A 25432-nucleotide genomic window follows, 5' to 3' on the forward strand; every position below is an offset into this window, starting at 1 on the left:
GGAGGACACATCGTTGACTGACCTGCTTGCAGAGGGCCGTAGTGCCGGCGTACTCCTGCACCCGACCTCGCTCCCCGGAAACTGGGAGAGCGGCGTGCTCGGTGAAGATGCGCGGCGGTTTGCCGACTTGCTTGCGGACGCCGGATTCAGTCTGTGGCAGATGCTTCCGGTGGGCCCGGTCGGTGGCTCGCTTTCACCCTATCAGCTGACTTCGGCTTTTGCCGGAAATTCACGTCTGGTCGATCCGGTGCCGCTCAAGGCAGCCGGGTGGTTGGCGCCTGAAGCATCCGTTGCCGGGGGCGAGTGGCAGCAGCGTGCCGGACTTCTGCGGCAGGCGTGGGACGGGTTCCGGCGGGCGGCAAGTCATGCGGAACGCAGCGAATTTGCCGCGTTCTGGCAAGCACAGCGCAGCTGGCTGCTGCCCTATGCGTTGTTCAGGGTTGCTCGTGAGCAGTATGGTGAGTCAGGCTGGTGGACTTGGCCCGAAGCTGTCCGGCATCGGGTTCCTGCAGCAGTTTCCGGTCTGCTCAAGGAGGCTGATGCGCGCATTCGCCAAGTGGCGTTCGAGCAGTGGATCTTTGACCGGCAGTGGGCCGATTTCCGGCATTACGCTGCGAGCCGTGGTATCCAGCTGTTGGGCGATCTGCCCATATACGTCGATCTGGACAGCGCCGATGTCTGGTGGCACCGGACGCTCTTTCGCGTGGACAAGGACGGGAACCCTGAAGCGGTGGCGGGAGTACCGCCAGACTACTTCAGTGAGGACGGGCAGGTTTGGGGGAACCCCCTTTATGCCTGGGAGCGAATGGAGGCGGATGGTTTCTGCTGGTGGCGGGACAGGGTGGCCAATCAGTTGCGGCGCTTCGATTGTCTGCGTATCGACCACTTCCGGGGCCTGCAGGCTTACTGGGAGGTTCCGGTTGGCGCGGAATCGGCACGCGAAGGGTCATGGCGGGATGCGCCGGGCGCCGCGTTACTGAAGGCGCTGGGTGCGGGTGGCGAGGGGCGCCACTTCGTCGCTGAGGACCTGGGAACGATCACCACCGAGGTCCATCAGCTCCGCAGGCAGTTTGGCTTGCCGGGCATGCTGGTCATGCAGTTTGCCTTCGACGGCTCGGCTGACAATCCTTATCTGCCCGACAATCAGGTTGAAGAAGCCGTGATCTATACCGGCACGCATGACAACGACACGCTTGTTGGCTGGTACGCCGGACTCAGCGAGGAAACGCGGCGTTACGTTCATGAAGTTCTGCACTGCGGTGTGGCCGACATGCCGGCGGCACTGATGGATGCGGTTTGGCATTCGCCGGCACGCGTGGCGATGCTGCCGTTCCAGGATCTGCTTGGCCTGGGTACTGAAGCACGGATGAATATACCGGGTACCACGCAGGGAAACTGGATCTGGCGGTTCGACTGGTCACAGGTACGGGCAGACTACGCTACGGGGTGGCGGGCAGATGCCGCCGCCTCAGGCCGACTCCGGATCAAGTCCGGCGAGGCGCCGGTAGAGCGCGAGGTACTGGGGCGCCTGGTGTGCCCATGAAAAGTCCTGTGTCATGCCGTTATGGCGCACTTGTTGCCATACCGAAGGCTGCCGGTACCAGGCCAGAACCTGGTTGATTGCCCACATCAGTCCGCCGGTATCCGCATCGCGAAAGACGCTTCCGGTTCCGGTTCCACTGTACGGATCGAAATGACTGACCGTATCGTGCAGTCCACCGGTATCCCGAACGATGGGTACGGAACCGTAGCGCAGCGCATACATCTGCGTCAGCCCGCAGGGTTCGTACAGCGACGGAACCAGAAAGGCATCACTGCCGGCAAAAACAAGTCGGGCAAGCGCTTCATTGTGTGCCGGAATAAAGGCGAAGTGGTCGGGCATGTCATCCGCCAGTTCCTGCAGGGCATCCGCATAGGGTTTGTCACCTTCGCCGAGGATGACGGCCCGACAAGAGCTGTTGCGCAGGAATGGCGGCAAGGCTTCTAGTACGAGTTCAATGCCTTTCTGTTCCGCCAGCCGTGAGACCATGCCGAGGATCGGCAAGTCCGGGGCTTCGCTGAACCCTGAGCGCCTGATCAGTTCGGATCGGCACTGCAGTTTGCCCCCGGTATCCGTCGGACTGTAATTGCGCGGCAGCAGATGATCCGATTCGGGATCCCAGCGACTGTAGTCGACGCCATTCAGTATCCCCACGAGCCGGTTCCGGCGTTGTCGCAACAGGGCATCGAGACCCTTGCCGTAGGCAGGCGTGAGGATTTCACTGGCGTGTGTAGGACTTACCGTGGTCAGGGCATCTGCGGCGGTGATACCGGTACGCAGAAAGTTCAGTGTCCGAGGTACAGGATCATCAGTCGATATCAGTTCTGCGGTTTCGTCCAGGCCCAGCTTGTCGGCCAGCGCGGCGGGAAAAACACCCTGATAGCCGATATTGTGAATCGTGAGTACGGAGTTCGCAGGGCGGAATACCGGCTCGCGCAGCTGATGCCTCTTTAACAGCAAGGGTGCAAGTGATGCATGCCAGTCGTGACAATGAACGATATGCGGCGCCCATTCGAGCAGCTGGCACAGTTTCAGTGCCGCATGGGACAGTAGTGCAAAGCGCAGGGCTTCCGTATCACCGCCGCCGTAGATCGTGCTGCCCGAGAAAAAGGCCGGCGCATCGACCTGATAGATCACTGGTCCCGTATTCGCTCCGCTGCAGAGAAACTCATATGGAGGGTGCGTACCATTCAGCGCTACCGGCGATATTCCGTTGGCGGCATGAGCATGAAACTTCAGCGCCGCTGCTGTATCTCCGGCCTGCTCAAGACCACGATAGCGTGGCATGACCACCCGTACATCATGGCCAGACGCGGCCAGCTGGTCAGAGAGACCGGCAACCATATCGGCGAGACCCCCGGTCTTGGCGAGCGGGGCATACTCGGCGGTGATCATCAGGATGCGCAACGCTTTCATGGGCGCGGATCATCGCTGATCCGGACACCAGAAAAAAGCGGGCCCCGCGATAGCGGGGCCCGTGACCAGGCGTGGATCCTGCAGCGCCGGGGCTACTCGAAGTGATAAAGCGCCATGAACTGCAGGACGTACACGAAGTCGGTGTTGTCCATGTCGTAGTAGGTGAAATCTGCCCGGAGGCTGAAGGGTGAGTCGGTATGCATGTTGATGCCGAAGCCGGCGGCCAGATCCGTGCCGTCATCGGAGGTCCTGATCGCCGCATTCTGCGCGCCCAGTGGCGGACCGGAAGCGTAAAGCTCGCTCCGCTCGTAACCCGCATAATCGGCGTTCCAGTCTATGACACCAAGTTTGCCGTAGAGGTCAAAGCTCTCGTTCAGTGGCAGGTTGCCGACCAGAAACAGCTGCCAGCCGTCCCGCTCGATCTCGCTGGTCCACTGCCGGCTGGAGCAGCCGAAAGTGGCGCAGCTCACCGGCAGGCCAAGATCGTCCGTGGCCGTCCCGAAATCGATATAGCCGATTTCAATGCCGATGTTCTGGTTGAACATCCAGCCGGCTACGAAGTTGAAGCTGACGTCGGACCCCGAAAAGTCGGGGTCGCTCCCGACGCCGACCGGCGGTGGTTGCGTGTCCTGGTAGCAGCCTGAGGTGGTCGATTCGCATACCGGAACCAGACCCAGGTCCGCCAGTTTTGACTCCGTGCGGCTGCCGCCGATACCTATGCCCAGATAGGCACCTGCTGTTGCAATCGACGGTGTACACAACATCACCGCGATGATGGTAGCGAGAATCCTGCTCATAGCCTGCCCCCGAAAATTGTTGAAGTTTCTATGACCGAACCTGCTCAGAACAGATTGTCGCGTCCCATCAGGCTGGCAAAATTGAACCGTGCGCTGAGCTCGATGCCCGTATCCTGATCGAACACGACGCCGCGTACCCGCACAGCCAGCTTGTCATTGAAATGGTAGCCGAGCCCGATAATCGCATCGCGATTGTCGATATCGGAATCGCTCATCTCCGTATAGCGATATCCGGCTTCAAGTTCCACCTTGTCGGAAAGCGAACTGCGAATCAGGCCCTCGATCCGGTATCCGTCGTCGCTGACGCTGGTCTTTGCGCAGCTGCCATCGGCGACATCAAAATCTGCATCGACATAGCCAAGGTTGGCCACCACATGGGTGGATTCCGTCAGTCTGTAATGCGCGCCCAGTCCGGCCGCATAGGATTTTGAATCCCGATCTCCGCAGCCGTCCCCGGCACCGCTGAAGTCCCCATCGAAGTATTCAGCAAAAAGGTGCAGGCCGACCGGGCCAAACTCCGTCAGCCCAAGGGAAGCATTCAGCTTGATGCCCTCGTGCTGCCCGCCATCGATCTTGATGGCCTCGTTGCTCTCCATCCACTGGTAGCCGGCATCAAAATAGGTGTATTGGGGGCCTTCAGCCGAAGCCGTGGCAACCCAGCTGCCCGCAAACAGCGGCAGAGCAGCAATCGTCAGCAACCGGACCTGCCTGGCATTCATGGATATCTCCTCGGAATAATCGATGCGGACGGCGGAAATCGCGAGCGACTATAGCGAATCGGTTCAGGACTGGCTAGTTGCTCGCGCGATCGGTTGCAGCGACAAGGGGGCGGTTTGCTATCATGCGCCCGTTGCCTTCCAGGGGAATCCGAATGTCCACCACCAATAGAGCCAATAGTCTGGTTGCGTCCGCATGGATTGCAGTTGCCATCGGGTCGGCACTGCCGATCGCAGCCTGGGCACAGATTGAAGAGGTCGTGGTCACGACCCGCAAACGCGAAGAGAATCTTCAGGACATCCCGCTGGCTGTTTCCGCCATCTCCGCCGAGCAGATACAACGCCAGGGCATCAGCAACCTGAATGATGTGGTTCAGAACCAGCCCAGCGTGCAGTTTGACCAGTCTTACGGGCCGGCCGACAACCGCATCACTGTGCGCGGCCTGTCGAATACCCGCGGTCGTTCCAACGTCGCATTCCTTATCGATGGCATCGACGTCACCACCGAGAACCTCATCTCCGCCGGTTCAGGTCTGCTGGCCAATCGGCGGCTGCTCAGCGATGTCGAGCGGATCGAGGTGGTCAAGGGCCCCCAGAGTGCGCTGTTCGGCCGATCAGCATTTGCGGGCGCACTGTCCTACATCACCAAGGAGCCGGGTGATGAGCTGGAAGGGCGGGTCAACCTCGACATTGGGGACTATGGTCGTCGAACGATTGACGGTGGTTTGAGTGGTCCGCTTACGGACACCATCAGTCTCGGAATTTCGGGTGTCCAGTTCAACGAAGACGGTTTCTATACCAACAGCCAGTCGGGAGCCGATGTCGGTGGTTCATACGGATATGGCGGTGCGCTGACTGCCGTATGGAAACCGGTGGATGCTGTAAAGCTCAAGGGCCGCATGGAGTACAGCGAGGAGAATTACGATCCGCGTGCGGTGGTAAATCTGCAGGGTGATACCCCCGTCTATCTCAGCGACCCGCGTGCCCTGGAAATCGTCAGGCCGATCATCACCGGCGATGTCTATGGTGATCCGACGCTGCAGAAGTCATCCAGCGGCGGAACCAACCTCTTCAACTTCGGCACCTACTGCCCGAAGAACTCTCCAGGTGGTAATTTCAATCCACTCACCGATATTTCGGGCGCACCAGGTTTCTGCCTGCCTCTCAATCTGGGTAGTGCCGATGGTCACGTGGTCTCTCTGAGTGAAGACCCCACCACGGGCGGTGAATTCCCGGGTACCCATACTGAAACGTTCCGCGCCAGCCTGCTGGCCAGCATCGATCTCGGTTATGGGCTGCTTTCGTCGTATACGGGGTGGACGAATTTCAATTCCAGCGACCGCTATGACCAGGACTATCAGGCCAGCTCAGGGCTCGATTTCAACGGCAATGGACAGATTCCTTATACCTTTGATGCCAACGGGAATGTACTGGGAGGCCGGCGCGATACCCTGATGGGCGCACAAGGCTCGGATCAGGAGACGAAGACCACGCAGTTCAGCCAGGAATTCCGTTACGAGACTCAATGGGACGGTCCCTGGAAGCTGACCGGTGGTGCGCTGTACTGGCAGGATCACCGGCTGCTTTGGGATCGCAACTGGATCATGGGCTGTGCCCCCTTCTCGCGTGACCAGGCCACGACATCGCCGCTGCTGGATGGCGCCGGAAACCCGGTGCTGGATTCCCTGGGTAATCCTGTTTCAGACCCGGCTACCGGCAGCATGACCCAGGTGGAGGGGCTCTGCGATGGCAGCAGCGCTTATCCGGCTACCCTGACTTCGTATCAGGATGTATATCGTCAGGTCGGTGTCTACGATTCGGTCCGGTACCCGAATGCGCTGCCCGGCCAAACTCCGTCAACATGGGATGCAACAACCCGGCACTGGTCCTTCTATGCACGGGTCGACTGGGCGATTACCGATGAGCTGAACCTCAGTATCGAGGACCGGTTTGTCAATGAAGAATCCAGCATGACCAAGCCTGGTGGCTCCAGTTGTACCGAGCTTGCGTTCATACCCGGTTCGGTCAATTCGCTGAATCCGGGCGCTGCAAACCGTGCGGTGGCATGGCTGGACCAGACTCGCACGCTGTGCGACAACGAACGGGTGATGTACGGCTACATCAACAATGAAGTTCTTACCCCGCCCAATGTGCTGCCAGTCGAGTTGACCTGGCGCTATATCGAGGGATCTACAACTTCAAGATACAACACGCCGAAGCTGACCCTCGACTGGAGCCCCATCGACGGCACCAAGCTGTTCTTCTCCTATGCCTTTGCGCAGAAACCTGGCGGCATCAATGCCCTGATCGGTGGCGGCGGTACGGCGCCGCCGACCATTGATAATGAACGATTCGACCCGGAGAAGCTGAAAGCCTATGAACTCGGGCTCAAGACCCAGTTCCAGGCGGCTGGATACTGGCAGCTGAACACCTCGCTGTTCTATCAGGACTATGCGTCCAAGCAGGTCAGCATCCAGGTTCTGGATAACGCGGGTATCGCCCAGCCACGGGTGGTCAATGCTTCCGGTGCTGAAGTCTGGGGTCTGGAGTTTGAGGCGATCTGGCAGCCCGAGTTCATGGACGGTTTGCTGCTCAGCCTGAGTGGCACGTTGCTCGATGCCTCATATACCAACTGGACTGATGACACGCGGAACCTCGTCAGGGCTGCCGCCTACGGCTCGTGCCCGCTGGTCTACAAGTACACCGGGCGTGATGGTGTGCAGCAGGAGGCTACCAATCCGGCCGATATCACCATTGAGGATACGAACAAGTTGCAGGATGGGAGTTATGCAAACGACGGTGTCGATGCCAATGACCCGCAACCCACGGCGTTCTGCCGCCTCGACTACGCCGGCAATGATCTGGAGCGCACGCCGAAGCAGGCCTATTCGGCGTCGATGCGCATCCAGCGACCATTTCTCGATACGCCCTATGAGTATCTCTTCGAGCTGAGTGGCAACTGGCAGGACAAGCGCTGGGCAGAGCCGGAGAACCTGGTCGAGCTCGATTCCTATGCCCTCGTGGATGTCCGTTTGGGACTCGTCTCCGATAAATGGGAGGTCATTGCCTATGTTGACAACCTGCTGGACGATGACACTTTCAAGACGGGTGGCAGCGGTCCGGACTTCGGCGACCAGGTTACTGATCTGGGCTTTACCGCAGGCCTTGGCACCACGCACTACTTCGCCAGCATGCCGGACCCGCGGGTCTTTGGTATTCGCGCCGGTTATCGCTTCGGGGGTGGCCGCTAGGGCCTGATACCGAACAGAGAGCCAGACCTGAAACGTCCCGGAAGCTGAATGGTTTCCGGGACGTTTTTTTTAACCCGCGAGTTTTGTAGTACCGATAAAGCCGACCAGAACGATCAGCAGGTAAGTGGCCCAGATAATGACCGTGGACTTGTTCATGGTCCGGCTGATGATGGTCTCGATCTCGGGTTTTGAGCCTTCGACCGCAAGCTGACCGAAAGCCGCACCCAGCGGGTCGAATGCCACGAGCATCCAGATGATGAACAGATTGATGAGGCCATAGAGCCCCACCTTGAGCTGCAGCCAACCTGCATCGGCAACAATGGGTCCGTAGCCGGCCCATGAGGACAGTGCCAGCACGATCAGGCAGCTGCCCACGAGCAGCGTCAGCAGGTTCGTGAGGCGCCCGAGGCGATGGCCAAACGGTTTGTCGTAGAACCATGCGCCGGTCATGCTGATCGCCCACCAGCCGAAGCTGAATATCCAGACGGCAGTCAGGGCACCTGTGGCTATCGGCAGCAAGCCCATATCCCGCGAGAGCATTACGCCGAAGGGCAGGGCGGCCTTCCACATCGTTCGCGGCAGCAATTCGATGCGCAAGGCCATGTGCAACAAGGTAACCCGGCTTGCAAAGGAGAGCTTCGGATCGGTGCAGCGCCGCGCAGCGAGAAAGACGCCCATGTCCGTTCCCACCCAGAAGACAAACATCAGGATGTGCGCGTACTTCCAGACGAGATAGCTCGACATTGTTCAACCCCCGCTGTCTTGCGGGTGACTCTACCCCACAGGCTGCGCTGACGTCGCTCCGGTTGTGTCCGCATTGACCGCACGGTGGCCCTTTGGCGGATGCCTGTACGCGGGGCGGCTACTGAGGTCGTCAGTTCCTTGTTACCCTGCTGATCGGGAAATTCACGGCCAAGCGGGGAGCTTCAGCATGCCAGTGCCGGGTGCAATAGATATCGTCTGCAATCTCTTTACTCCGCGTGAGGTTGCCGGCGGGCATACCGGTCTTGATGACGCATTCAAGGCGCAGGTGCGCATGCCCGAGGAAATTCGTGGCGGGGTCAGTATCGGGAATTATCTGCAGCGCATGGACCGGGCGGGTATCGAGCGCTCCCTGCTGATTGCAGTCCGGGCGGGTGACATCAATGTGAAGGGCGGGTTTGAACTGCCCTACGCACGGGTCCATGAGGTCTGTCAGGAGCATCCCCGGCGTTTCTCGGGACTTGCAGGCATCGATCCTTTTCGCGGCATGCAGGGACTCAGGGATCTTGAGCAGGGCGTGCGGGAATACGGCTTTGTCGGTGCACATCTCTATCCGCACTGGTGCGGGCTGGCGCCCGATCATGCGAAGTACTACCCGTACTACGCAAAGTGCTGCGAACTCGACATACCGATCATGATGCAGGTTGGCCACAACCTCGTCTATTCACGTGAACGCCGTCTGCCTTCGGTTGGCCGGCCCATTTGCCTGGATCAGGTGGCAATCGATTTTCCGGAGTTGCGCCTGATCGGAATTCATATCGGTATTCCGTGGACCGATGAGATGATTTCCATGTGCTGGAAGCATGAGAACGTCTATATCGCCGGCGATGCCTATGCGCCGAAGTACTGGCCACCTGCTTTCGTGCACTACGCGAACACCTACGGACGGCACAAAGCCATGTTTGGCACGGACTGGCCGGTTATCGACCCGGAGCGTGCGGTACGGGAGGTCGATGAGCTGAACCTGCGTGAGGAATCCAGGCGCATGTTGATGCGCGACAATGCATTGCGGGTATTCAAGCTGCCCGGCGGTCCGGTCTGATCATGTCTTCAACGAGCGCCGGTCTGCCCTTTTCCTTTCAGCATCTGTCCCTGGCAGCGGGCGTGCGGGCGGCGATGCATCGCAGTCCGGACAAGATTGCCTATCGGCATCGCGACCGCACGCGCAGTTATGCAGAGCTCTTGTCGCGCATCGACAAGGTAAGCACAGCGCTGGGTAGCGGTCTCGGCCTCAAGCCGGGCACACACGGTGCGATCATCGGCAAAAACTCCATCGAATACATGGAGATCGTCATTGGAGCTTCGCAGGCGGGGATCGCACTGGCAACGGTCAATCCGCGCCTGTCTGTCAGCGAAATGGTCAGTATCTGTGAGGATGCCGGGGCCGCGGTCGTGTTTGCCGATCGCGAAGTGGTTGCCTTGCTGCGCGACGCGAAGCTGGCATCCGCACCCGTCATCATCGAGATCGGTCCGGCGTTCGAGGCCTGGCTTGCCAAAGCCCGCCCGGCGACCGGCCTGCCGACAGTCAATGAATGGGATGTTTTTACGATTCCCTACACTTCAGGCACTACAGGCAAACCGAAGGGGGTACTTGTCCCGCACCGCTCACGGATACTCACCCTGTTTGCCATGGCGGTCGAGTATGGCTGCTACGGGCCGGATGACCGCTTTCTGGCCATTGCGCCCATGTGCCACGGCGCGGGCATGGTGTTTTCCCTGGCACCGATCTTCTTCGGCGGCTATGCCGAGATCATGGACAAGTTCGAACCGGAGGAGGTTCTGAAGAGTCTGGCCGGAGAGTCGATCAGCGGATTCTTCGGCGTGCCGACGCACTTCCACGCACTGCTGGAAGCCGGTTTCGGGCTGCAGACAGCGAGCCGCAAGGGCAAGTTGCGTGCGGTCATCTCCAATGCGGCGGCGATGCCGCAGACGATGAAGGAAAAACTGGTCGGGCAACTCGGTCCGGGTCTGCTGCATGACACCTATGGATCGACCGAGGCCGGAATTGTGTCCAACCTGAGACCGGCAGATCAATTGCGCAAGCAGCAGTGTGTCGGTCAGCCTTTTCCATGCACCTTGATCGAAATCCGGCGACCGGATGGCAGCGTCTGTGCAGCTGATGAGGTCGGCGAGCTCTACTCACGCAGTCCCTATCTTTTCAATGGCTACTGGGGTCGTCCGGAGGAAACAGCCGAGACATATCGCGATGGCTGGGTAACGGTCGGCGATCTCGCGCGGCGTGATGCCGAAGGTCATCTGTATATCGTTGACCGCATCAAGGACATGGTGATCTCGGGCGGAATCAACATCTATCCACGCGAAGTGGAGGAGGTTATCTTCCGGAATCAGGAGGTTGCTGATGTCGCGCTGATCGGTGTTCCGGACGAACGCTGGGGCGAAGTCCTGAAGGCCTTTGTGGTCAGGCGGGCTGGCTCCGGAATCGACGAGGTCGCTCTGACTGCGTTTCTGGAAGGAAAGATATCCCGCATGAAACAGCCAAAGTATGTTGAATTCATCGAGCAGATTCCACGCAACGCAAGCGGCAAGGTCCTGAAGACAGTGTTGCGTGCCCGGGGCTGAAAGCCAGTGTCTGCCGGTGATCCCGCCCAGGCCACTGTAGAATTTTTTTTCGACTGTGGCTGCCCCTGGAGCTATCTGGCTCTGGGACGGCTGCAGGAAGCGGCGATCCGCACCGGAGCGCGAATCGTTTATCGGCCGGTACGGCTCGCAGAGATCAGCAGTGGCGGCACGATGCACGCGGCGCAACCGCAGGATGATCTGTCGGCAGCAAGGCAACGCTATCGGAGCAAGGACTTGCAGGACTGGGCGCGCTTTTGTGGTGTAACTCTGCATGAGCCTGATTCCGGGTACGTGGAATCCGGCTGGGCGCAGCGGGGAGCGATCGTGGCGCTGAGAGCAGGGTGCGTGGTTCCTTATCTGGAGGGTATCTATCGGGCCCGGTTTGCGGAGCAGCGTGATATCGGTCAGCCTGGCGAAGTCACTGCGGTGGCAGAGAGTGCCGGTCTGGATGCTGAAAAGTTCGCCGCAGCGCTTTGCGCACCGGACACACTGGATGAGGTTCATGAGAATGCAGCGCGCCTGCTGCAGCATGGCGGCTTTGGTACGCCCAGCATGCTGGTGGGTACCGATCTCTATTTCGGCAACGATCGTATGCCGCTGGTGGAGATTGCACTGGCCCGTGCCGGCGGTATGCGCCTCGTGATGCCCGGCGAGCACGGGCGTTGAGCCCGGGACACAGTGGAGCCTGTAATGACTGGTACACAGCACAGATCTGAAATGACGACGCGGCGTGGATTCCTGGCCGGGTCGGGAGCGCTCGCCGCCGCTCTCAGCCTGCGTTATGCGCCCGCTGCCGCACAGGCCAAGGCGACGCTGCCATATGGTGCGTGGGAAGACCTGCAGCGCAGGAAGTGGAGCTGGGACCGCGTAACTCACGGCACACACGGGACCAACTGCACCGGTACCTGTGCATTCAATATCTATGTGAAGAACGGCATCGTCTGGCGGGAAGAGCAGCAGGGCGAGTATGGTCGGTCCGAGGACGCGCCGGATTACGGGCCCAGAGGCTGTCAGAAGGGTCTGCGCCACGCGAAATACATGTACGGCAAGCAGCGTGTGCTGTATCCGATGAAGCGGGTCGGCGAGCGCGGCGAGGGCAAGTGGCAGCGCATCAGCTGGGACCAGGCGATGAGCGAAATTGCCGATCGCTTTATCGATCACTCGATCGCCACAGGGCCGCGTTCCATCAGTTTCGATCTCGGCACGCAGATGGTACTCAAGCGTGCTTCTTTTGCAGCGCTGGGCCGTTTTGCCACCATCAGCGGTATCGAGTTGCCCGAAGCTTTTGCCGGCGTGGGCGACCTGCCGACCGGCGTACAGATGACGGTCGGAGAACCGCTACTCGGCGATACGATGGCGGCAGTCTTCAAATCCAGATGCTGTCTGGTCTGGTTCTGCAATCCGGCGGTGACCCGTATTCCCGACGCGCACTTCTTCTGGGAGGCGAAGTACAACGGAACGGAAGTAATCTCGATTTCGCCTGAATTCACGCCGAGCGCGATGCATGCAAACAAGTGGCTCAATCCGCGGCCGGGAACGGACATCGCGCTGGCCATGGCCATGGTCCAGGTCTTGCTCACCGAAGACCTGATCGATCGCAGCTATATCCGCGAGCAGACGGATCTGCCGTTTCTCGTCCGTAGCGATAACGGACGTTTCCTGCGTGAGAGCGATTTCATCGATGGAGCAACCGCACGCGACAATCTGTTCTATATCTGGGACGAGCGGAGCGGGAAGGCTGTCGCTGCACCGGCGACCGGCAATCCGCCGCCACCGCCCGGTTCACCCCTACCGGTCATCCCGGCAGGCAGCCTTGCGCTTGGTGCACTTGAGCCCGCGCTGGAAGGCAGCTGGACGGTAAAGACCAGGCAGGGCGCCGTCTGCGTTACCACGGTCTTTGAACTGGTGAAGCAGCGTGCCTTCGGTTATACGCCCGAGCAGGCCGCACAGATCTGCGGAGTGCATGCCGACAATATCCGTGAGGTCGCGCGGATCTTTGGCAAGGCCCGGCCGGCGATGATTTTTACCGGCTATCGCATGTGCAAATGGCTGCAGGGTGATCTACTGCAGCGGGCTTTCATGCTGTTGTTGTCGCTGACGGGGAACCTTGGCAAGGCGGGCGGTGGCTTTCAGCTGGAAAATCTGGGCAGCACAGCAAGCCAGATCGCCTTTATGCTCGCCGGTCTGCCGCCAACCCTGAACATTGCAACTCTGGCCCGCTGGGACTATGTGCACGCAGACGGCAAGGATCTCAACGAACGCATCTACGGCAAGGCCGTGGCCGACAAGGTGGATCACTATTTCCAGGAATCCATGCGCTCCGGCATGTGGCCGGACTATGCGGCAACGCCATGGAAGATGGGTATCTTTGCCGGCAGCAATACCGCGAGCTGGCGCTCTGGCGCCGGGCGCTGGCGCAAGACCGCATTCGAAAGCCTGGAAACCATTGTGACGCTGACGCCCGACATGGGTATCACCGCCATGTATTCGGACTACGTGCTGCCGATCGCCCATCACTACGAGCGGCAGGATTACCTGCTGGAGGCCCGCACGCCATACGTGCAGGTGATGGATGCGGCAGTGGCGCCCCTGGGCGAATCGATGGATGACTGGCATGCGCTCAACCGGCTCAGCAAGGCTATCTCGGAGCGCGCGGTGGCGCGCGGCATTGCACCGATTCAGGACAGTTTTTTCGGGCAGCCAGTCCCGCGGGATTTCACGCAGTATCACGCGCTCTTCACCCTCAATGGGCAGATCAGCGATACACGCGACCTGATCCAGTTCCTGATCGACAAGGATCCCGGTGTACCCAAGGTCACCTTCGAGGAAATGCGCAGCCATGGCCTGATGCGCAATGAGGGTACGGCACGCGTTGTTTACGATGAAAATGCACCCTATGGTTCCGTGCTCTTGCGGGCGGTTGAAAAGCGTGAGCCCTACCCGACGCTGACCGGTCGGCAGCAGTTCTACATCGATCATGACTGGTTCATCGCCGAGGACGAGCAGTTGCCGCGGCACAAGGACCCGATGCGTCTGGATGGCTATCCGCTGCAGATGCTGATGGGTCACCTGCGGCACGGCATACACAGCATGTGGACCGATGACTCCCTGCTGCTCAGCCTGCGTCGTGGCGAACCTGACGTCTACGTGAGCCCGGATGATGCGCTGTCGCGCAAAGTCAGCGACGGTGAGCTGATCAGGGTTTTCAATTCGCTGGGTTCATTTGTCGCCATGGCACATGTGACGCCAAGCATGCAGCCAGGGAGCATTTTCATGTACCACGGTTGGGACCCGATGATGTTCCGCGGTGGGCGGCAGAATTTCGGTGCGGTGGTGAGCAGTTCGGCGCTGATCAAGCCGACGGCACTGGTCAGTGGCTACGGGCATATCACCTACCGGGCACTCAACTTTGAGCCGAACTCAACTTTTCACGACTTCACTTGTGACTTTGAAAGGCATGTCGAAGCGCCGGTTTCGACCGCGAGCTGAGCGCATCAGTCCGGTGTGACAGGCTCTGCCGGTACATCGGCGGGCAGGGCGAGAAAGGTGGCGCCAGCGAGTATCACCGGCAGCACGGCACACCACGTGAATGCGGCTGCCCAGCCAACCACGCCTATCGCCCATGAGAGGGCAAACGGCCCGAGTCCAAGTCCGAGTTCCACCGCAAGTGAACTGGCAAAGCTGGCAGCAGTCGCGCGCAGCTCGGCCGGGTAGTTTTCCGCGATGAAGGTAAACATCACGGCATAGGCGCCGTAGAAGAAAAACGTCATTGCACTGAAGGCCAGGAAAGTCGGCCACCAGCCCTGTGTTAACCAGATCATGACGCTGAAGGCCAGCCCGCCGAGCCAGCACCAGGCGACGATGGTATTCCGGCGGCTGATCAGGAACTCGCCGAAGTACGCTGCGAGCACATAGCCAAAGGTACCGATCAGGAAGGAGAGTCCCACCAGCTCGATCGCTTCGCGCGCTGCCCAGCCCCGGGCTTCACGAAAGTAGGGCGTGAGCATGATCGTCGCGCCGTAGGCAAAGACGTAGAGAAAAGTTCCCATGAACAGAAGCACGGTCCGCCGTCGGTAGGTCGGGCGGAACAGTTCACGGGTTGCGGCTGGCGGGCGACTCGCCCTGCTGCGCGCCGCGCGGCTGTCCCGCCAGATCTGCGAATCCTTGAGGTAACGGTAGATCACCCACGCGTAGGGCAGGAAGAGGAGACTCAGCAGAAAGATATACCGCCAACCCCATGTTTCATATATGAAAGGAACCAGCAAAGAAGCGAGGAAAAAGCCCAGAGGGAAGCCGATCTGAAGGACGCCGGTGAACAGTCCGCGCAGGCGGGACGGGGATTCCTCGAAGACCAGCGTGCCGGTTACCGGCGACTGCACGCCGGACGTGGTAAATCCCAGCGTGCGTGCGATCAGCAGGCTGACCGTCGTCGGTGCAAACGCAAGCGCGGTTACGAATATCGGAGTCAGCAGGGTGCTGGCCAGCAACACCGCGCGCCGACCGATACGGTCCGCCAGCGCACCGATCTGGGTGATCAACACACCGGCTGCGACAAAGGTGATTGCAATGTAGATCCCGCGCTCGAGGTCCGACCAGCCAAATTCCGCCGAGATTTCGGTAAGAACGAAGGTGAACAGGGAGTGGTCGAGATTGGCGAAGGTCACGCCGATCAGACAGATCAGAAACACCCGCCAACTGTGTCCGGAAACCTGCCGCAGACACTCCCGGAGGCCCGGCTTTGCGGCAGCAGTCACAGGCGATGAGTGCACGGTTTCAGGTTCCGGAGAAGGTCCGTATCCAGGCAATGATGTCGCGGATGTCCTGATCCGAAATAACGTCACCGAATTTCGGCATGATGAAGTTCTTGCCCACTGCGGCACCGCCCCTGCAGATCACCAGATAGAGGTATTCGTCGGGCAAGGTTCGCATGTAAACCGGATCGCTCTGGTCCTTCGGTGGTTCGTCCATATGCATGACGATCACCTCGGCTTTGCCGTCAACGCCATGACATGCGGCGCAATGCTGAAGATGCAGCGGGGCTCCACGCTTTGCATCGCCCCGCAGCTCCCCGGATGGCGCGCAGGATTCAGCCGATGCCGCTCCGCCGCCCACATTGGCAATGCCAGCCATGAAAAGTGCGGCGACTGTAATGGCGCATGACCGGAACATGACTCAGACCGCCGCAATCCAGCCATACTGGGTCATGCTCGGTTCCTCGCCAGCGGCCTGATAGGCGAGCTTCATCTGGCTCAGTGCATCACCGGGAATGGCCTTGCGTGCTTCCTGCAAGTCCAGGTCAAACAGGCGGGCGGAATTCAGGCCGAAGATCAGCTCACGATCGCGCGTGGAAACGGGTTTGTATCCGAATTTCGCCTGCAGGTTCTCCGGAATCTGGAAGCGCCGGAATGCTTCGATCTGCCACTGTGGCGAGCCCCACCAGATGCTGTCGGTGCCCCAGATCACGTGATCAGCGCCGACAGCGGCTATGAGCTGGCCGAGCAGATGGCCGCAGACTTCAGGATGCGTAACAACCGAGTGGCCGAATACAGCGCCCAGTTCCAGATAGATATTCTTCAGGCCGTTCGCCTTGATCTGCGCGCAGAAGTCAGTCGTCCAGGGGATATTCCCGCTTTCGTCGATACCGCTTTCACCAGGCAGCAGCATCGTCATCATGTGCTTCATGCCGGAGTGAAAGACGATGAAGTTGAGATCGGGCCAGTCCTTTGCCGCTTTGAGTACGTCATCCGGCCGAAAATAATCGGCGCCGGGCCCTGGCAGTGGCAAGCCCTTGTGGGTGCAGATATTCCTGACGCCGAGCTTCAGCGTTTTCTCGTAGAATGGATAAGCAAGCTTCTCGTCATCGTGCCGCCAGGGCAGCATGGGATCGCCGGTATAGAACTTCCAGGCGTCAATCCTGAGGTCGCTGACTTGCCGTTCGGCCTCCTCAAGCCAGTCAGGATTTGCGAGCGTGCCGATTCCATGCGCCAGCATGCGCCGTGAACCAGCCGCCTGGTTGACCAGATTGCGTGTTTCCACGATCTCGTCCGCGGACAGTACGTAATTGTCCGGTGGACCGAACGCCGCCCCGGTCAGACAGGCCATCACCGTTTCGCTGTCGAAGAAAATTTCTTTCACATAGTTGGCGCGGTGAAGGCTGTCTTTTGCGGGTGCCGTGCCGCTGAGCACCGGGTTCAGCCCGAACCTGCCGGTCAGTGAACGAAAAACAACAGGGCCGACCATGCTGGCTTTCACATGGTGTGTCTGCAGGTCGAGAATGAACTCTTTCTTTGGCCACATCTCGCGGCTCGCGGCGGGTTCAGCCGCTTCGGCCTCACTGACCAGGAATGCCCGACCGAAGACTTCGTTCATGGCCATGAACGACACGGCCATACCGCCACTGGTGCGCAGGAATGCGCGGCGCGACATGCCGAGTTTCTGGCCGTAGTGATCAGCGAGTTCGAATATCCGCTGCTCGACCCGCCGCTGATCCGGCGTCTGCGGCATGGGCTCGAATTCTTCATTGCCCACGATCTGCGTCGGAACCGGTGTTGCGTTGCCCGATTGACGGTCACGATCACTCTTGCGAATCCACATGCGGTGATTCTCCCGGCGGCTGTCGTCGAGCGACGTCTCAAGCCTACGTTGATTGCCCTGTGGTCACCAATGGCTCATTGGCATCTGGCCGCTGCTTGGCCGGGCCGATGACCATGCCCTATAGTCAAAGACTCACTCATCGGCAATGAAGGCTGGTCATGCGTCTCCACTACACCGCAGTTGGTATACAGAACGTGTCCCGGATGGCTCTCACCCGGGACGATTACATGAAAGACATCGACAGGCTGGCGCTCAGCATGCGCTATGCAGTCTGGAATTGCAGTCTGGACCTCCCCGTGAAGCTGGTGGCCATCTCCGAAGGCGGGATCGGTGGCTGGTGCCTGGGCGGCGGGGACGAGCACCTGCGGATCTGTCGCGAGGTGGTGCCGGAGATCCCCGGCCGCGAGACCGACGCGCTGGGCGAACTGGCGAAGGAACTCGGGATCTACATCATTGCGCAGATGGTGGCCAAGGATCCGGAACTGATGGAAGACCGGATTTTCAACATCGCTTTCGTAATCGATCCGCAGGGCAAGGTCATTCACAAGCATTACAAGACGGCCTTTTACCAGCGGGAGCCCAATGTTGCGCCGAGCGACATCTGGAATATTTACCTGCAGAAATACGGCGACGACCCGCTCAGCCTGTTCAAGGCAGTATTCCCGGTTGCGAGGACCGAGATCGGTAATATCGGTACCCTGATCTGCGCCGAGGGCAGTTATCCGGAAGCGGCCCGCGGCCTGGCCATGAACGGCGCCGAGATCATCTGGCGGACCCAGTATCCGGAACCGTGGATGGGCAATGGCATCGCCGAGATCCAGAACCGGGCCCATGCCGTCTTCAACAACTGCTATGTGCTGTCGCCCAATATCGGTGCGATCGATTTCCCCGGCGGCGGCCACCAGATGAGCTGCGGAAGAAGCCAGATCATCGACTACCGCGGCAATGTCGTTTCGCAGTATCTGGGCGGGGGAGAAACCCTGGTCAGCGCATTGCTGGATATCGACGGGCTGCGGGATTTCCGGGTGCGGGCCCAGTGGCAGAACCTGATCAAGGACATGCGCGTCGAGGAGTACAAGACCATCTACGACGCGGCAATGGCGCGGGGTGGCATCTACCCGAGAAACCTGTGCATGGAAGAACCACCCCTGGTTGAGGCTGACCAGCTCGAGATGGTGAAGCACCAGATCAACAAGATGGTCGACTGGGGGGTTTTTACCCCACCGGCTGACTGGACGCCCTACGTGGTAAAGGCCGAGGTCGCGGAGCGGGTCCGCCGCGCCGGTTCCCTGTAAGGGGCCCGGGGTGCACCCCGGGGTTGGCAGCCAATGCGGCTGACAGGCTACAATACGGGGTTATCGTGACCCGGGTGGCGCCATGGCGCTGCCTGCCCTCCACAGTACACAACACGAAGTCGGAATTATGGCCAGGAAGAAAGACATCAAGCTCTACCGCAACATCGGTATCGTGGCGCACATCGATGCAGGTAAAACGACCACCACCGAGCGCGTGTTGTACTACACGGGCAAGAAACACCAGATCGTCGAGGTGCATGACACCAAGGATGGCAAGGGCAGCACCACGACCGACTACATGGAGCAGGAGCGGAAACGCGGTATCACGATCCAGAGCGCCGCAGTATCCACCGAGTGGAAAGGCCATCAGATCAACGTCATCGACACGCCGGGACACGTGGACTTCACGATCGAGGTTAACCGGAGTCTGCGTGTACTTGACGGCGCGGTCGTCGTCTTTGACGGCGTAGCCGGCGTCGAGCCCCAGACAGAAACCAACTGGCGTCTGGCCAACCAGTACAACGTTCCCCGCATGTGTTACATCAACAAGATGGATCGCATGGGTGCCAATTTCGGCCACTGCGTGAAGGGTATTCGCGAGCGGCTTGGCGCCAACGTGTTGCTGTGCCATGTCCCGATTGGCAGCCACGACGAGTTTGTCGGCATGTGCGATCTCATCGAGAATGTTGCCTATATCTGGACGGCGGAAGGCAAAGACAGCCCCTGGGAGACCGTACCGCTCGACCAGGTCCGGAGTCGATTCAACTTTGCGACCAGCCGTGACAATGACTGGATCGATCAGCTTCCCAAACTGCGTCAGGATGCACTGGAAACAGCGCTGGCGCTCGACGATGACGCCTTCATGACCTTTGTCGAAACGGGCGAGTTTGATCCGGTCGTCCTCAAGGCCTGTATCCGCAAAGGTACGGTGACAGGCCAGCTGGTACCGGTTTTCTGCGGTTCCTCATTCAAGAACAAAGGTGTCCAGCAGCTGCTTGATGCCGTGGTTGCTTACCTGCCTTATCCGGGTGAAAACGGCGGTACTGCTCTGGTGGATCCGGACGGCAATATCATCGGTACGCAGGAAGTTCGCGACGATGCCCCGGCCCGTGCGCTCGCGTTCAAGGTCATCAATGACCAGTTTGGCACCCTGACGTTTGCCCGCATCTATTCCGGTGTGATCAAGAAGGGTGACACTCTCATGAATGTCACCCGCGGCAAGAAGGAGCGTATTGGACGCATCGTTGAGGTACAGGCAGATTCAACCAAGGATATCGAAGAAGTGCGCGCCGGCGATATCTGCGCGTTTGTGTCCATGAAGGACACCGAGACCGGTGACTCCCTGAGTGATCCGGCCCATCCCGCCCTGCTTGAGCGCATGCGCTTCCCGGATCCCGTAATCAGCGTATCCGTTGAACCGAAGACACGTACCGACATCGACAAGATGTCTGCAGCTCTCTACAAGATGGCCAAGGCTGATCCATCCCTGCAGCTTGAAGTGGACAAGGAAACCGGCCAGACCGTACTGAAGGGCATGGGTGAGTTGCACCTTGAAGTGACAATCGACCGCATGCGTACCGAGCTGGGTGTGGAAGCCAACATGGGCAAGCCGCGGGTGAGCTTCCGTGAGGCCTTCGGCTCGACAATCGAGCATGTCTATACGCACAAGAAGCAGTCCGGTGGTTCCGGACAGTATGCCGAGATCAAGATGATCTTTGAACCGCTGCCGGCCGGGACCGGCATCGAGTTTTCCGACGAGATCGTCGGTGGTCGGGTACCGCGCGAATACATTCCGGCTGTTGAGCATGCGATTCGTACCGAATCAAAGCGCGGCCAGATTGCCGGCTATGAAGTCGTCGATTTCAAGGCCCGTCTGATCGATGGCAAGTACCATGATGTGGACAGTTCGGCACTGGCCTTCGAGATCGCAGGCCGCGCCTGCTTCCGTGAGGCACACAAGGCGAGCCGGCCGAAGCTTCTTGAGCCGATCATGGCTGTCGAGACGGTAACCGAGTCGGACTACCTGGGCGAAATCATCGGTGACTTCAACCGGCGGCGTGGCCAGATCAGCGAGCAGGGCCAGAAGGGTCCGCAGGCTTTTGTGCAGGGCTTTATTCCGCTCTCGGAAATGTTTGGTTACATCAACTGGCTGCGTTCAGCGACCAGCGGCCGGGGTACCTTCACGATGGAATTTGCGCGCTATGCGGAGGTTGCGCCCGGACTGGTCGACAAACTCATGGAGAAGGAAGTTCGCTGACCGGCGTCCGTTTCCGGACCATAAAAAGGCCAGCTTCCAGGCTGGCCTTTTTTTCGATCCTTTTACCGACATCTGCAATCAGCGTTTGGTCAAACTTCCCCTGGCGGTCAGCTGGCTGACGCTCGCTTCCAGGACCTTTCCTGCCGCAGCATCATCCATTGTCGGCAGATTTTTGGGCCAGACCGGTTGTTCATAGATCTTGCGGTAGATTTCGGTACGCAGGTAGGGAAGCCAGTTCTGAAACCGGGCATGTTCCCGATAATGGCGCAGCGCATCGATGTTGATCTCCGATGCAACATAGCAGTCATCGACAACGCTGCTCTGGGCCAGTACCTCGCCCTTGTAACCGACAATCATCGAGCGTCCACCGAGCGCTCCGCCAATCGTTGTCGGCGGGTTGCCGGGCATGATGAGTGCACCGCAGTTCGGGGCCAGCAGGTACGCGGTATTGTCTGCCGCGCGGGCCCGGTTCTGCACGTCCCAGATCCCGCGCGACACCCAGGGCTCAGGCAGTGATGCGCGATACATGATTTCCGCACCGTTCATCGCAAAGCCACGGTAGCTTTCCGGGAAAGCACCTTCAACCCCGACGCTGCCACCGATATTGCCGATCTCCGTCTTTGCTACCGGGAAGAATGCATCGAGCGTATCGCCATTTTCCCTGACCCACTGGTCGTAGACATCGTGCGGAGTCGTGGAATGCTCGACAAACAGCACCACGTTCTTGCGGTGCTTGTAGATGATCTGTCCGGCAGGATCCAGGATGAATACCGTATTGAAGAAGCGGTCCGGATATCCGGGCAACTTCTCCTTTAGCTGGGCGATCAGAAAAATGCCGTGCTCGCGGGCCTTCCCGGCCAGATGATCTGTTTCCGGCCCCGGAATTTCAGCCGCCATCGTTGCCGTATATTCAGCCGAAGAGAGGTGCAGGATTTCATCGGCGAAACCCTGGATACAGCCCTCACCGAGGGCAACCAGTCTTACGGGCAATTCCAGTGCGCAGATGTGGCACACCAGGTCAATCATGTTGCCGATATGGCTGAGATTCCTTTCGGTCTCGCTTCGCGTCACGCAATGGCGAACAGTAGTCTGGAGGGCGACAGCGATATATGGATCTATCATCGCTACGGCTTCCGCTGCAGGTAGTCCGCGAGGTTGATCTCGCGGGCACCCGGAATGACCGGGCGCAGCATGTCCTCACGATCCTCGATGTCCTTGGTTGCATCTATGGCGAGTCGGAGCGAACCCTTGTCGCCCTTGGCGCAGCGTTCAAGCTCCCAGCTCTTTACATTCGGAATTACCCGGTATTTGTCAGCGCGTGCCGTGCGCGTATACATCGCCCACTCCACATCGACAAGGTCGTGCACATTCACGTCCTCGTCGACTACTATGATCCGCTTGGTGATGTGACTGACCGGGAAGAACCCGCCGGCCGCCTTGAACGCGGCCTCGATCAGCGCCATGGGTTCCGCATCGTTCTGCTTGCGGATCGACATGACGATATGTGCCATTGCGCCCATGCGCGGTTCGAGAAAGACATCGATATCGACAATCCCGGTCAATTGGCTGCGCAGCGCGCTGATCAGCGCGCGCCTGATCGAGAAGGTAGCGATGGATCCAAGGGTGTTGTGTTCCGGGTTCCGTCCCGCAAGGATCGAATAGAACATCGCATCCTTGCGATGGGTGATCGCTGTGACTTCCGCAACGGGCGCCGTCTCAAGCCCATACTGCCCGGCGAACTCGCCGAGGTTGTTGTCGATATTCTCGGTGAAGCGGACCTCCACTTCGATGATCATCTCCGCATTGGCAGGAACCAGCAGGTCGCTGGTTTCGCACTTGACCAGGTCGATGGGCTTGCCTTGCAGTCCGCCCGCCAGATCGAGTTCGGACTGGTCCGGTGGCAGTTTGCAGGCTGCTGCCATCTGCAGTGCCGGCTCAACGCCGATTGCCAGGGCGACCGGCATCGACTCGCCACGCTGTTCGGCATGTTTGTAGAACTTGCGGAGGTCGGACAGGGAACTGGCATTAACGGCCAGGGTATTCCGTCCGAGAATGACGGACCGGTAAACACCGACATTAAGGTGCCCGGTATCCGGGTTGCGCGAGATGCCACAGGCGGCAGTGATGAATGGCCCGCTGTCCAGCTCGAAGAAGGTCGGTACAGGCAGGTCAGGAAGGTCAATCTGTTCACCACGGCGGACAACTTCCTTTACCGGTGCAGTGGGCACTTCACGGGGTGCAATGAGATTGCGCTTGGCAGCTTCGAACCGGGCGTCCAGGTCGTTGGCATCAAACGGTTCGCCGGGCGTGCTGCCGAGAGCCCAGCCAAAACACTCGATGCGGTTCAGTAGGCCACCGATGACGGGGAATCGTGCGCCGATGACGTTTTCAAAGAGAAACGCGCGTCGCTGTTGATCGATCTGTTCCATGACAGCCGCAATCTCGAACTCGGGGTCGACCGGCCGGCTGATGCGGTACAGCTCACCTCGTTGCTCAAGAAGCTTGATCAGTCCTCTGAAATCCAGCACGGACGTCTCTCCTGCGGCGGTCCCTCCGGGGAGTCCATTCTAAAGGATGTGTCCGGCCGACTGCCGGGGTTGATCGCCGTGTCCGCCAGTCAGACTGTTCCCGCCGTTTGGCGGGAGGTACCATCGTCCGGGCGGTGCCCATGGGGCCGCCAGTTCCAGCACAGGAGGAAACCATGAGTTACCAGGAGCCGGGAAATGAGCTGTCAGCAAGAACGCGGGACATGCATCGGGCCATCGAGTCCCTGAAGGAAGAACTCGAGGCGGTAGACTGGTACAACCAGCGCGTCGATGTCTGCAAGGATGCAGAACTCAAGGCGATCCTGGCGCATAACCGGGACGAGGAAAAGGAGCATGCATCCATGCTTATCGAATGGATTCGCCGCAATGATCCGGTCATGTCCAAGGAACTGAAGGATTATCTCTTCAGTACCAAATCGCTCGCCCATGACTGATCCGGCGTGAGTGCGGCGACACAGGGGCAGGGGGCATCGACAGGTGGCGCCATGGGCGCACTGGCGCAGTTCATGGCCGGGCTTGCCGAAGCCCTGCAGCGGGATCAGTGCTGGGGCCTTGTGCTGCATAAACCCTGCTCAAGGCCGTCCGGTGGCAGCTCTGCCCATACAGACAAGATAAGTGTACGGCCAGTCGAAATTGCGGGTCGCCGCTGCTACCAGCTGGCCGAACGTCGCGGGCAGCAGGAGTTTCATCGCAACCTCGATATGGACGACTTGCTCGGGCTTGTAGCTGCTGAAGTCCCCGCGAACTTTGCCCAGGCCGAGCTGTACACCGGCTCGGCTGACCTGTCCCTGCGTCTGACCGGGCGTCAGGAACCGCGCCTGACACGTCGAAAACCCTCACGCACAGCACCTGCGCTTGCCCATGACCGGCGCAAGCAATACCTCATACCCGAAGGGCGGCCCTGTGCCTTCATGCAGGCGATCGGTGTGATGACGCCGACCGGCCAGGTACGGGCCGCAAAGCAGGCCAAGTTCCGGCAAGTGAACCGATTTCTGGAACTGGTGGACGATGTGCTGCCGGAATTGCCGCCGGCTGGCAGCTTGCGCGTGATCGATTTCGGTTGCGGCAAGAGCTATCTGACCTTCGCATTGCACCACCTGCTCTGCAACATCCATCGACGCGACGTCGAGATTGTCGGGCTCGATCTGAAGGCCGATGTGGTACGTGATTGCCAGCAGATCGCTGAAAAGCTGGGCTGTACCGGTCTTCGTTTTGAAGTCGGCGATATTGCCGGGTATACCCCGACCGGTCCGGTAGATCTTGTCGTAACACTGCATGCCTGCGATACAGCCAGCGATGCCGCAATTGCCCAGGCAATGCGTTGGCAGGCAAAGGCCATTCTCGCCGCACCCTGCTGTCAGCACGAAGTGGCAGGCTTGCTGTCTGCTGATCTGCTGCCCGGGATAATGAAGTTTGGAATCCTCAAGGAGCGATTTGCAGCTCTGGCGACCGACGCGCTGCGTGCAGCCATTCTTGAGCGCGCCGGTTATCAGACCCAGATCATTGAATTCATCGACCTTGAGCATACGCCCAAGAACCTGCTGCTCCGTGCGGTCCGGCGGGACTGCCCTGATCCCGCTGCCGCAGCATCAGTCGAGTCGCTGAAGAACCAGCTTGGTATCCGGGAATTCAGCCTGGAACGTCTGTTGGCAACGCCAACCGGTTAATGCCTCCGGAC

19 protein-coding genes are annotated in these 25432 nt (G+C 59.6%); 10 read left to right on the plus strand and 9 right to left on the minus strand.

Going from position 1 to position 25432, the window contains the following annotated elements:
- Positions 1–13: 13 nt before the first annotated feature.
- Positions 14–1543, plus strand: coding sequence for a 4-alpha-glucanotransferase (malQ, locus tag H6979_01860; protein ID MCP5138589.1), 1530 nt, complete (start codon positions 14–16; stop codon positions 1541–1543).
- Here the strand turns inward: malQ and H6979_01865 are convergent.
- The 3 genes from H6979_01865 to H6979_01875 all read right to left on the minus strand — a co-directional run bounded on the left by H6979_01865 (position 1469) and on the right by H6979_01875 (position 4472).
- Positions 1469–2956, minus strand: coding sequence for a glycogen synthase (locus H6979_01865; GenBank protein MCP5138590.1), 1488 nt, complete (start codon positions 2954–2956; stop codon positions 1469–1471). The two genes, malQ and H6979_01865, sit on opposite strands and share 75 nt — an antisense overlap.
- 92 nt (positions 2957–3048) lie before the next feature.
- On the minus strand, positions 3049–3753 hold the full coding sequence (locus tag H6979_01870) for an outer membrane beta-barrel protein (GenBank protein ID MCP5138591.1): 705 nt from the start codon (positions 3751–3753) through the stop codon (positions 3049–3051).
- 44 nt (positions 3754–3797) lie between these two features.
- Complete coding sequence (locus H6979_01875; protein MCP5138592.1) at positions 3798–4472, minus strand: porin family protein; 675 nt, start codon at positions 4470–4472, stop codon at positions 3798–3800.
- Positions 4473–4624: 152 nt separating this feature from the next.
- On the opposite strand from H6979_01875, the gene H6979_01880 reads away from it, so the two are divergent.
- Complete coding sequence (locus H6979_01880) at positions 4625–7720, plus strand: TonB-dependent receptor plug domain-containing protein (protein ID MCP5138593.1); 3096 nt, start codon at positions 4625–4627, stop codon at positions 7718–7720.
- Between the two features lie 69 nt (positions 7721–7789).
- Here the strand turns inward: H6979_01880 and H6979_01885 are convergent, their stop codons facing one another.
- On the minus strand, positions 7790–8464 hold the full coding sequence (locus H6979_01885; GenBank protein ID MCP5138594.1) for a hypothetical protein: 675 nt from the start codon (positions 8462–8464) through the stop codon (positions 7790–7792).
- Between the two features lie 187 nt (positions 8465–8651).
- Between H6979_01885 and H6979_01890 the strand changes: the two genes are divergently transcribed.
- From H6979_01890 to H6979_01905, 4 genes are read left to right on the plus strand one after another with little or no spacing between them, the layout of a single operon-like run.
- Positions 8652–9524 (plus strand): amidohydrolase, encoded by an 873-nt coding sequence (locus H6979_01890; protein ID MCP5138595.1) that lies wholly within the window; start codon positions 8652–8654, stop codon positions 9522–9524.
- A 2-nt stretch (positions 9525–9526) separates the two neighbouring features.
- A complete protein-coding gene (locus H6979_01895) occupies positions 9527–11062 on the plus strand; it encodes an AMP-binding protein (GenBank protein MCP5138596.1) in 1536 nt (511 codons plus the stop codon).
- A gap of 6 nt (positions 11063–11068) precedes the next feature.
- Entirely contained in the window at positions 11069–11728 is a 660-nt protein-coding gene (locus tag H6979_01900) for a 2-hydroxychromene-2-carboxylate isomerase (GenBank protein MCP5138597.1), read from the plus strand.
- A 51-nt stretch (positions 11729–11779) separates the two neighbouring features.
- On the plus strand, positions 11780–14551 hold the full coding sequence (locus tag H6979_01905) for a molybdopterin-dependent oxidoreductase (protein ID MCP5138598.1): 2772 nt from the start codon (positions 11780–11782) through the stop codon (positions 14549–14551).
- A 5-nt stretch (positions 14552–14556) separates the two neighbouring features.
- Here the strand turns inward: H6979_01905 and H6979_01910 are convergent, their stop codons facing one another.
- From H6979_01910 to H6979_01920, 3 genes are all read right to left on the minus strand, one after another.
- Positions 14557–15750 (minus strand): MFS transporter, encoded by a 1194-nt coding sequence (locus tag H6979_01910; GenBank protein ID MCP5138599.1) that lies wholly within the window; start codon positions 15748–15750, stop codon positions 14557–14559.
- Positions 15751–15835: 85 nt separating this feature from the next.
- Complete coding sequence (locus H6979_01915) at positions 15836–16231, minus strand: cytochrome c (protein ID MCP5138600.1); 396 nt, start codon at positions 16229–16231, stop codon at positions 15836–15838.
- A gap of 3 nt (positions 16232–16234) precedes the next feature.
- Positions 16235–17656, minus strand: a complete 1422-nt coding sequence (locus H6979_01920) for an amidohydrolase family protein (protein MCP5138601.1) — start codon at positions 17654–17656, stop codon at positions 16235–16237.
- A gap of 227 nt (positions 17657–17883) precedes the next feature.
- Between H6979_01920 and H6979_01925 the strand changes: the two genes are divergently transcribed.
- Both H6979_01925 and fusA read left to right on the plus strand, forming a co-directional pair.
- A complete protein-coding gene (locus H6979_01925) occupies positions 17884–18951 on the plus strand; it encodes a hydrolase (GenBank protein ID MCP5138602.1) in 1068 nt (355 codons plus the stop codon).
- Positions 18952–19078: 127 nt separating this feature from the next.
- Positions 19079–21208: an elongation factor G gene (gene fusA, locus H6979_01930; protein ID MCP5138603.1), complete on the plus strand. Its 2130-nt coding sequence runs from the start codon at positions 19079–19081 to the stop codon at positions 21206–21208.
- 78 nt (positions 21209–21286) lie between these two features.
- Here fusA and H6979_01935 read toward each other — a convergent pair whose 3' ends face one another.
- Positions 21287–22279, minus strand: a complete 993-nt coding sequence (locus tag H6979_01935; protein MCP5138604.1) for a hydrolase — start codon at positions 22277–22279, stop codon at positions 21287–21289.
- A 53-nt stretch (positions 22280–22332) separates the two neighbouring features.
- Positions 22333–23736 (minus strand): UbiD family decarboxylase, encoded by a 1404-nt coding sequence (locus tag H6979_01940; GenBank protein MCP5138605.1) that lies wholly within the window; start codon positions 23734–23736, stop codon positions 22333–22335.
- A gap of 173 nt (positions 23737–23909) precedes the next feature.
- Between H6979_01940 and H6979_01945 the strand changes: the two genes are divergently transcribed.
- Both H6979_01945 and H6979_01950 read left to right on the plus strand, forming a co-directional pair.
- On the plus strand, positions 23910–24188 hold the full coding sequence (locus H6979_01945) for a ferritin (protein MCP5138606.1): 279 nt from the start codon (positions 23910–23912) through the stop codon (positions 24186–24188).
- Between the two features lie 6 nt (positions 24189–24194).
- Positions 24195–25421, plus strand: coding sequence for an SAM-dependent methyltransferase (locus H6979_01950; GenBank protein MCP5138607.1), 1227 nt, complete (start codon positions 24195–24197; stop codon positions 25419–25421).
- Positions 25422–25432 lie beyond the last annotated feature (11 nt).

The sequence above is a fragment of the Chromatiales bacterium genome (assembly GCA_024234935.1).
Taxonomy (GTDB): Bacteria; Pseudomonadota; Gammaproteobacteria; order Steroidobacterales.

What these genes read in the sequence shown, in the direction of transcription:
- H6979_01865 (MCP5138590.1), bottom strand. Translation starts at nt 2,956, where the DNA reads ATGAAAGCGTTGCGCATCCTGATGATCACCGCCGAGTATGCCCCGCTC.
- H6979_01870 (MCP5138591.1), bottom strand. Translation starts at nt 3,753, where the DNA reads ATGAGCAGGATTCTCGCTACCATCATCGCGGTGATGTTGTGTACACCG.
- H6979_01875 (MCP5138592.1), bottom strand. Translation starts at nt 4,472, where the DNA reads ATGAATGCCAGGCAGGTCCGGTTGCTGACGATTGCTGCTCTGCCGCTG.
- H6979_01880 (MCP5138593.1), top strand. Translation starts at nt 4,625, where the DNA reads ATGTCCACCACCAATAGAGCCAATAGTCTGGTTGCGTCCGCATGGATT.
- H6979_01885 (MCP5138594.1), bottom strand. Translation starts at nt 8,464, where the DNA reads ATGTCGAGCTATCTCGTCTGGAAGTACGCGCACATCCTGATGTTTGTC.
- H6979_01890 (MCP5138595.1), top strand. Translation starts at nt 8,652, where the DNA reads ATGCCAGTGCCGGGTGCAATAGATATCGTCTGCAATCTCTTTACTCCG.
- H6979_01895 (MCP5138596.1), top strand. Translation starts at nt 9,527, where the DNA reads ATGTCTTCAACGAGCGCCGGTCTGCCCTTTTCCTTTCAGCATCTGTCC.
- H6979_01905 (MCP5138598.1), top strand. Translation starts at nt 11,780, where the DNA reads ATGACGACGCGGCGTGGATTCCTGGCCGGGTCGGGAGCGCTCGCCGCC.
- H6979_01915 (MCP5138600.1), bottom strand. Translation starts at nt 16,231, where the DNA reads ATGTTCCGGTCATGCGCCATTACAGTCGCCGCACTTTTCATGGCTGGC.
- H6979_01920 (MCP5138601.1), bottom strand. Translation starts at nt 17,656, where the DNA reads ATGTGGATTCGCAAGAGTGATCGTGACCGTCAATCGGGCAACGCAACA.
- H6979_01925 (MCP5138602.1), top strand. Translation starts at nt 17,884, where the DNA reads ATGAAAGACATCGACAGGCTGGCGCTCAGCATGCGCTATGCAGTCTGG.
- fusA (MCP5138603.1), top strand. Translation starts at nt 19,079, where the DNA reads ATGGCCAGGAAGAAAGACATCAAGCTCTACCGCAACATCGGTATCGTG.
- H6979_01945 (MCP5138606.1), top strand. Translation starts at nt 23,910, where the DNA reads ATGAGTTACCAGGAGCCGGGAAATGAGCTGTCAGCAAGAACGCGGGAC.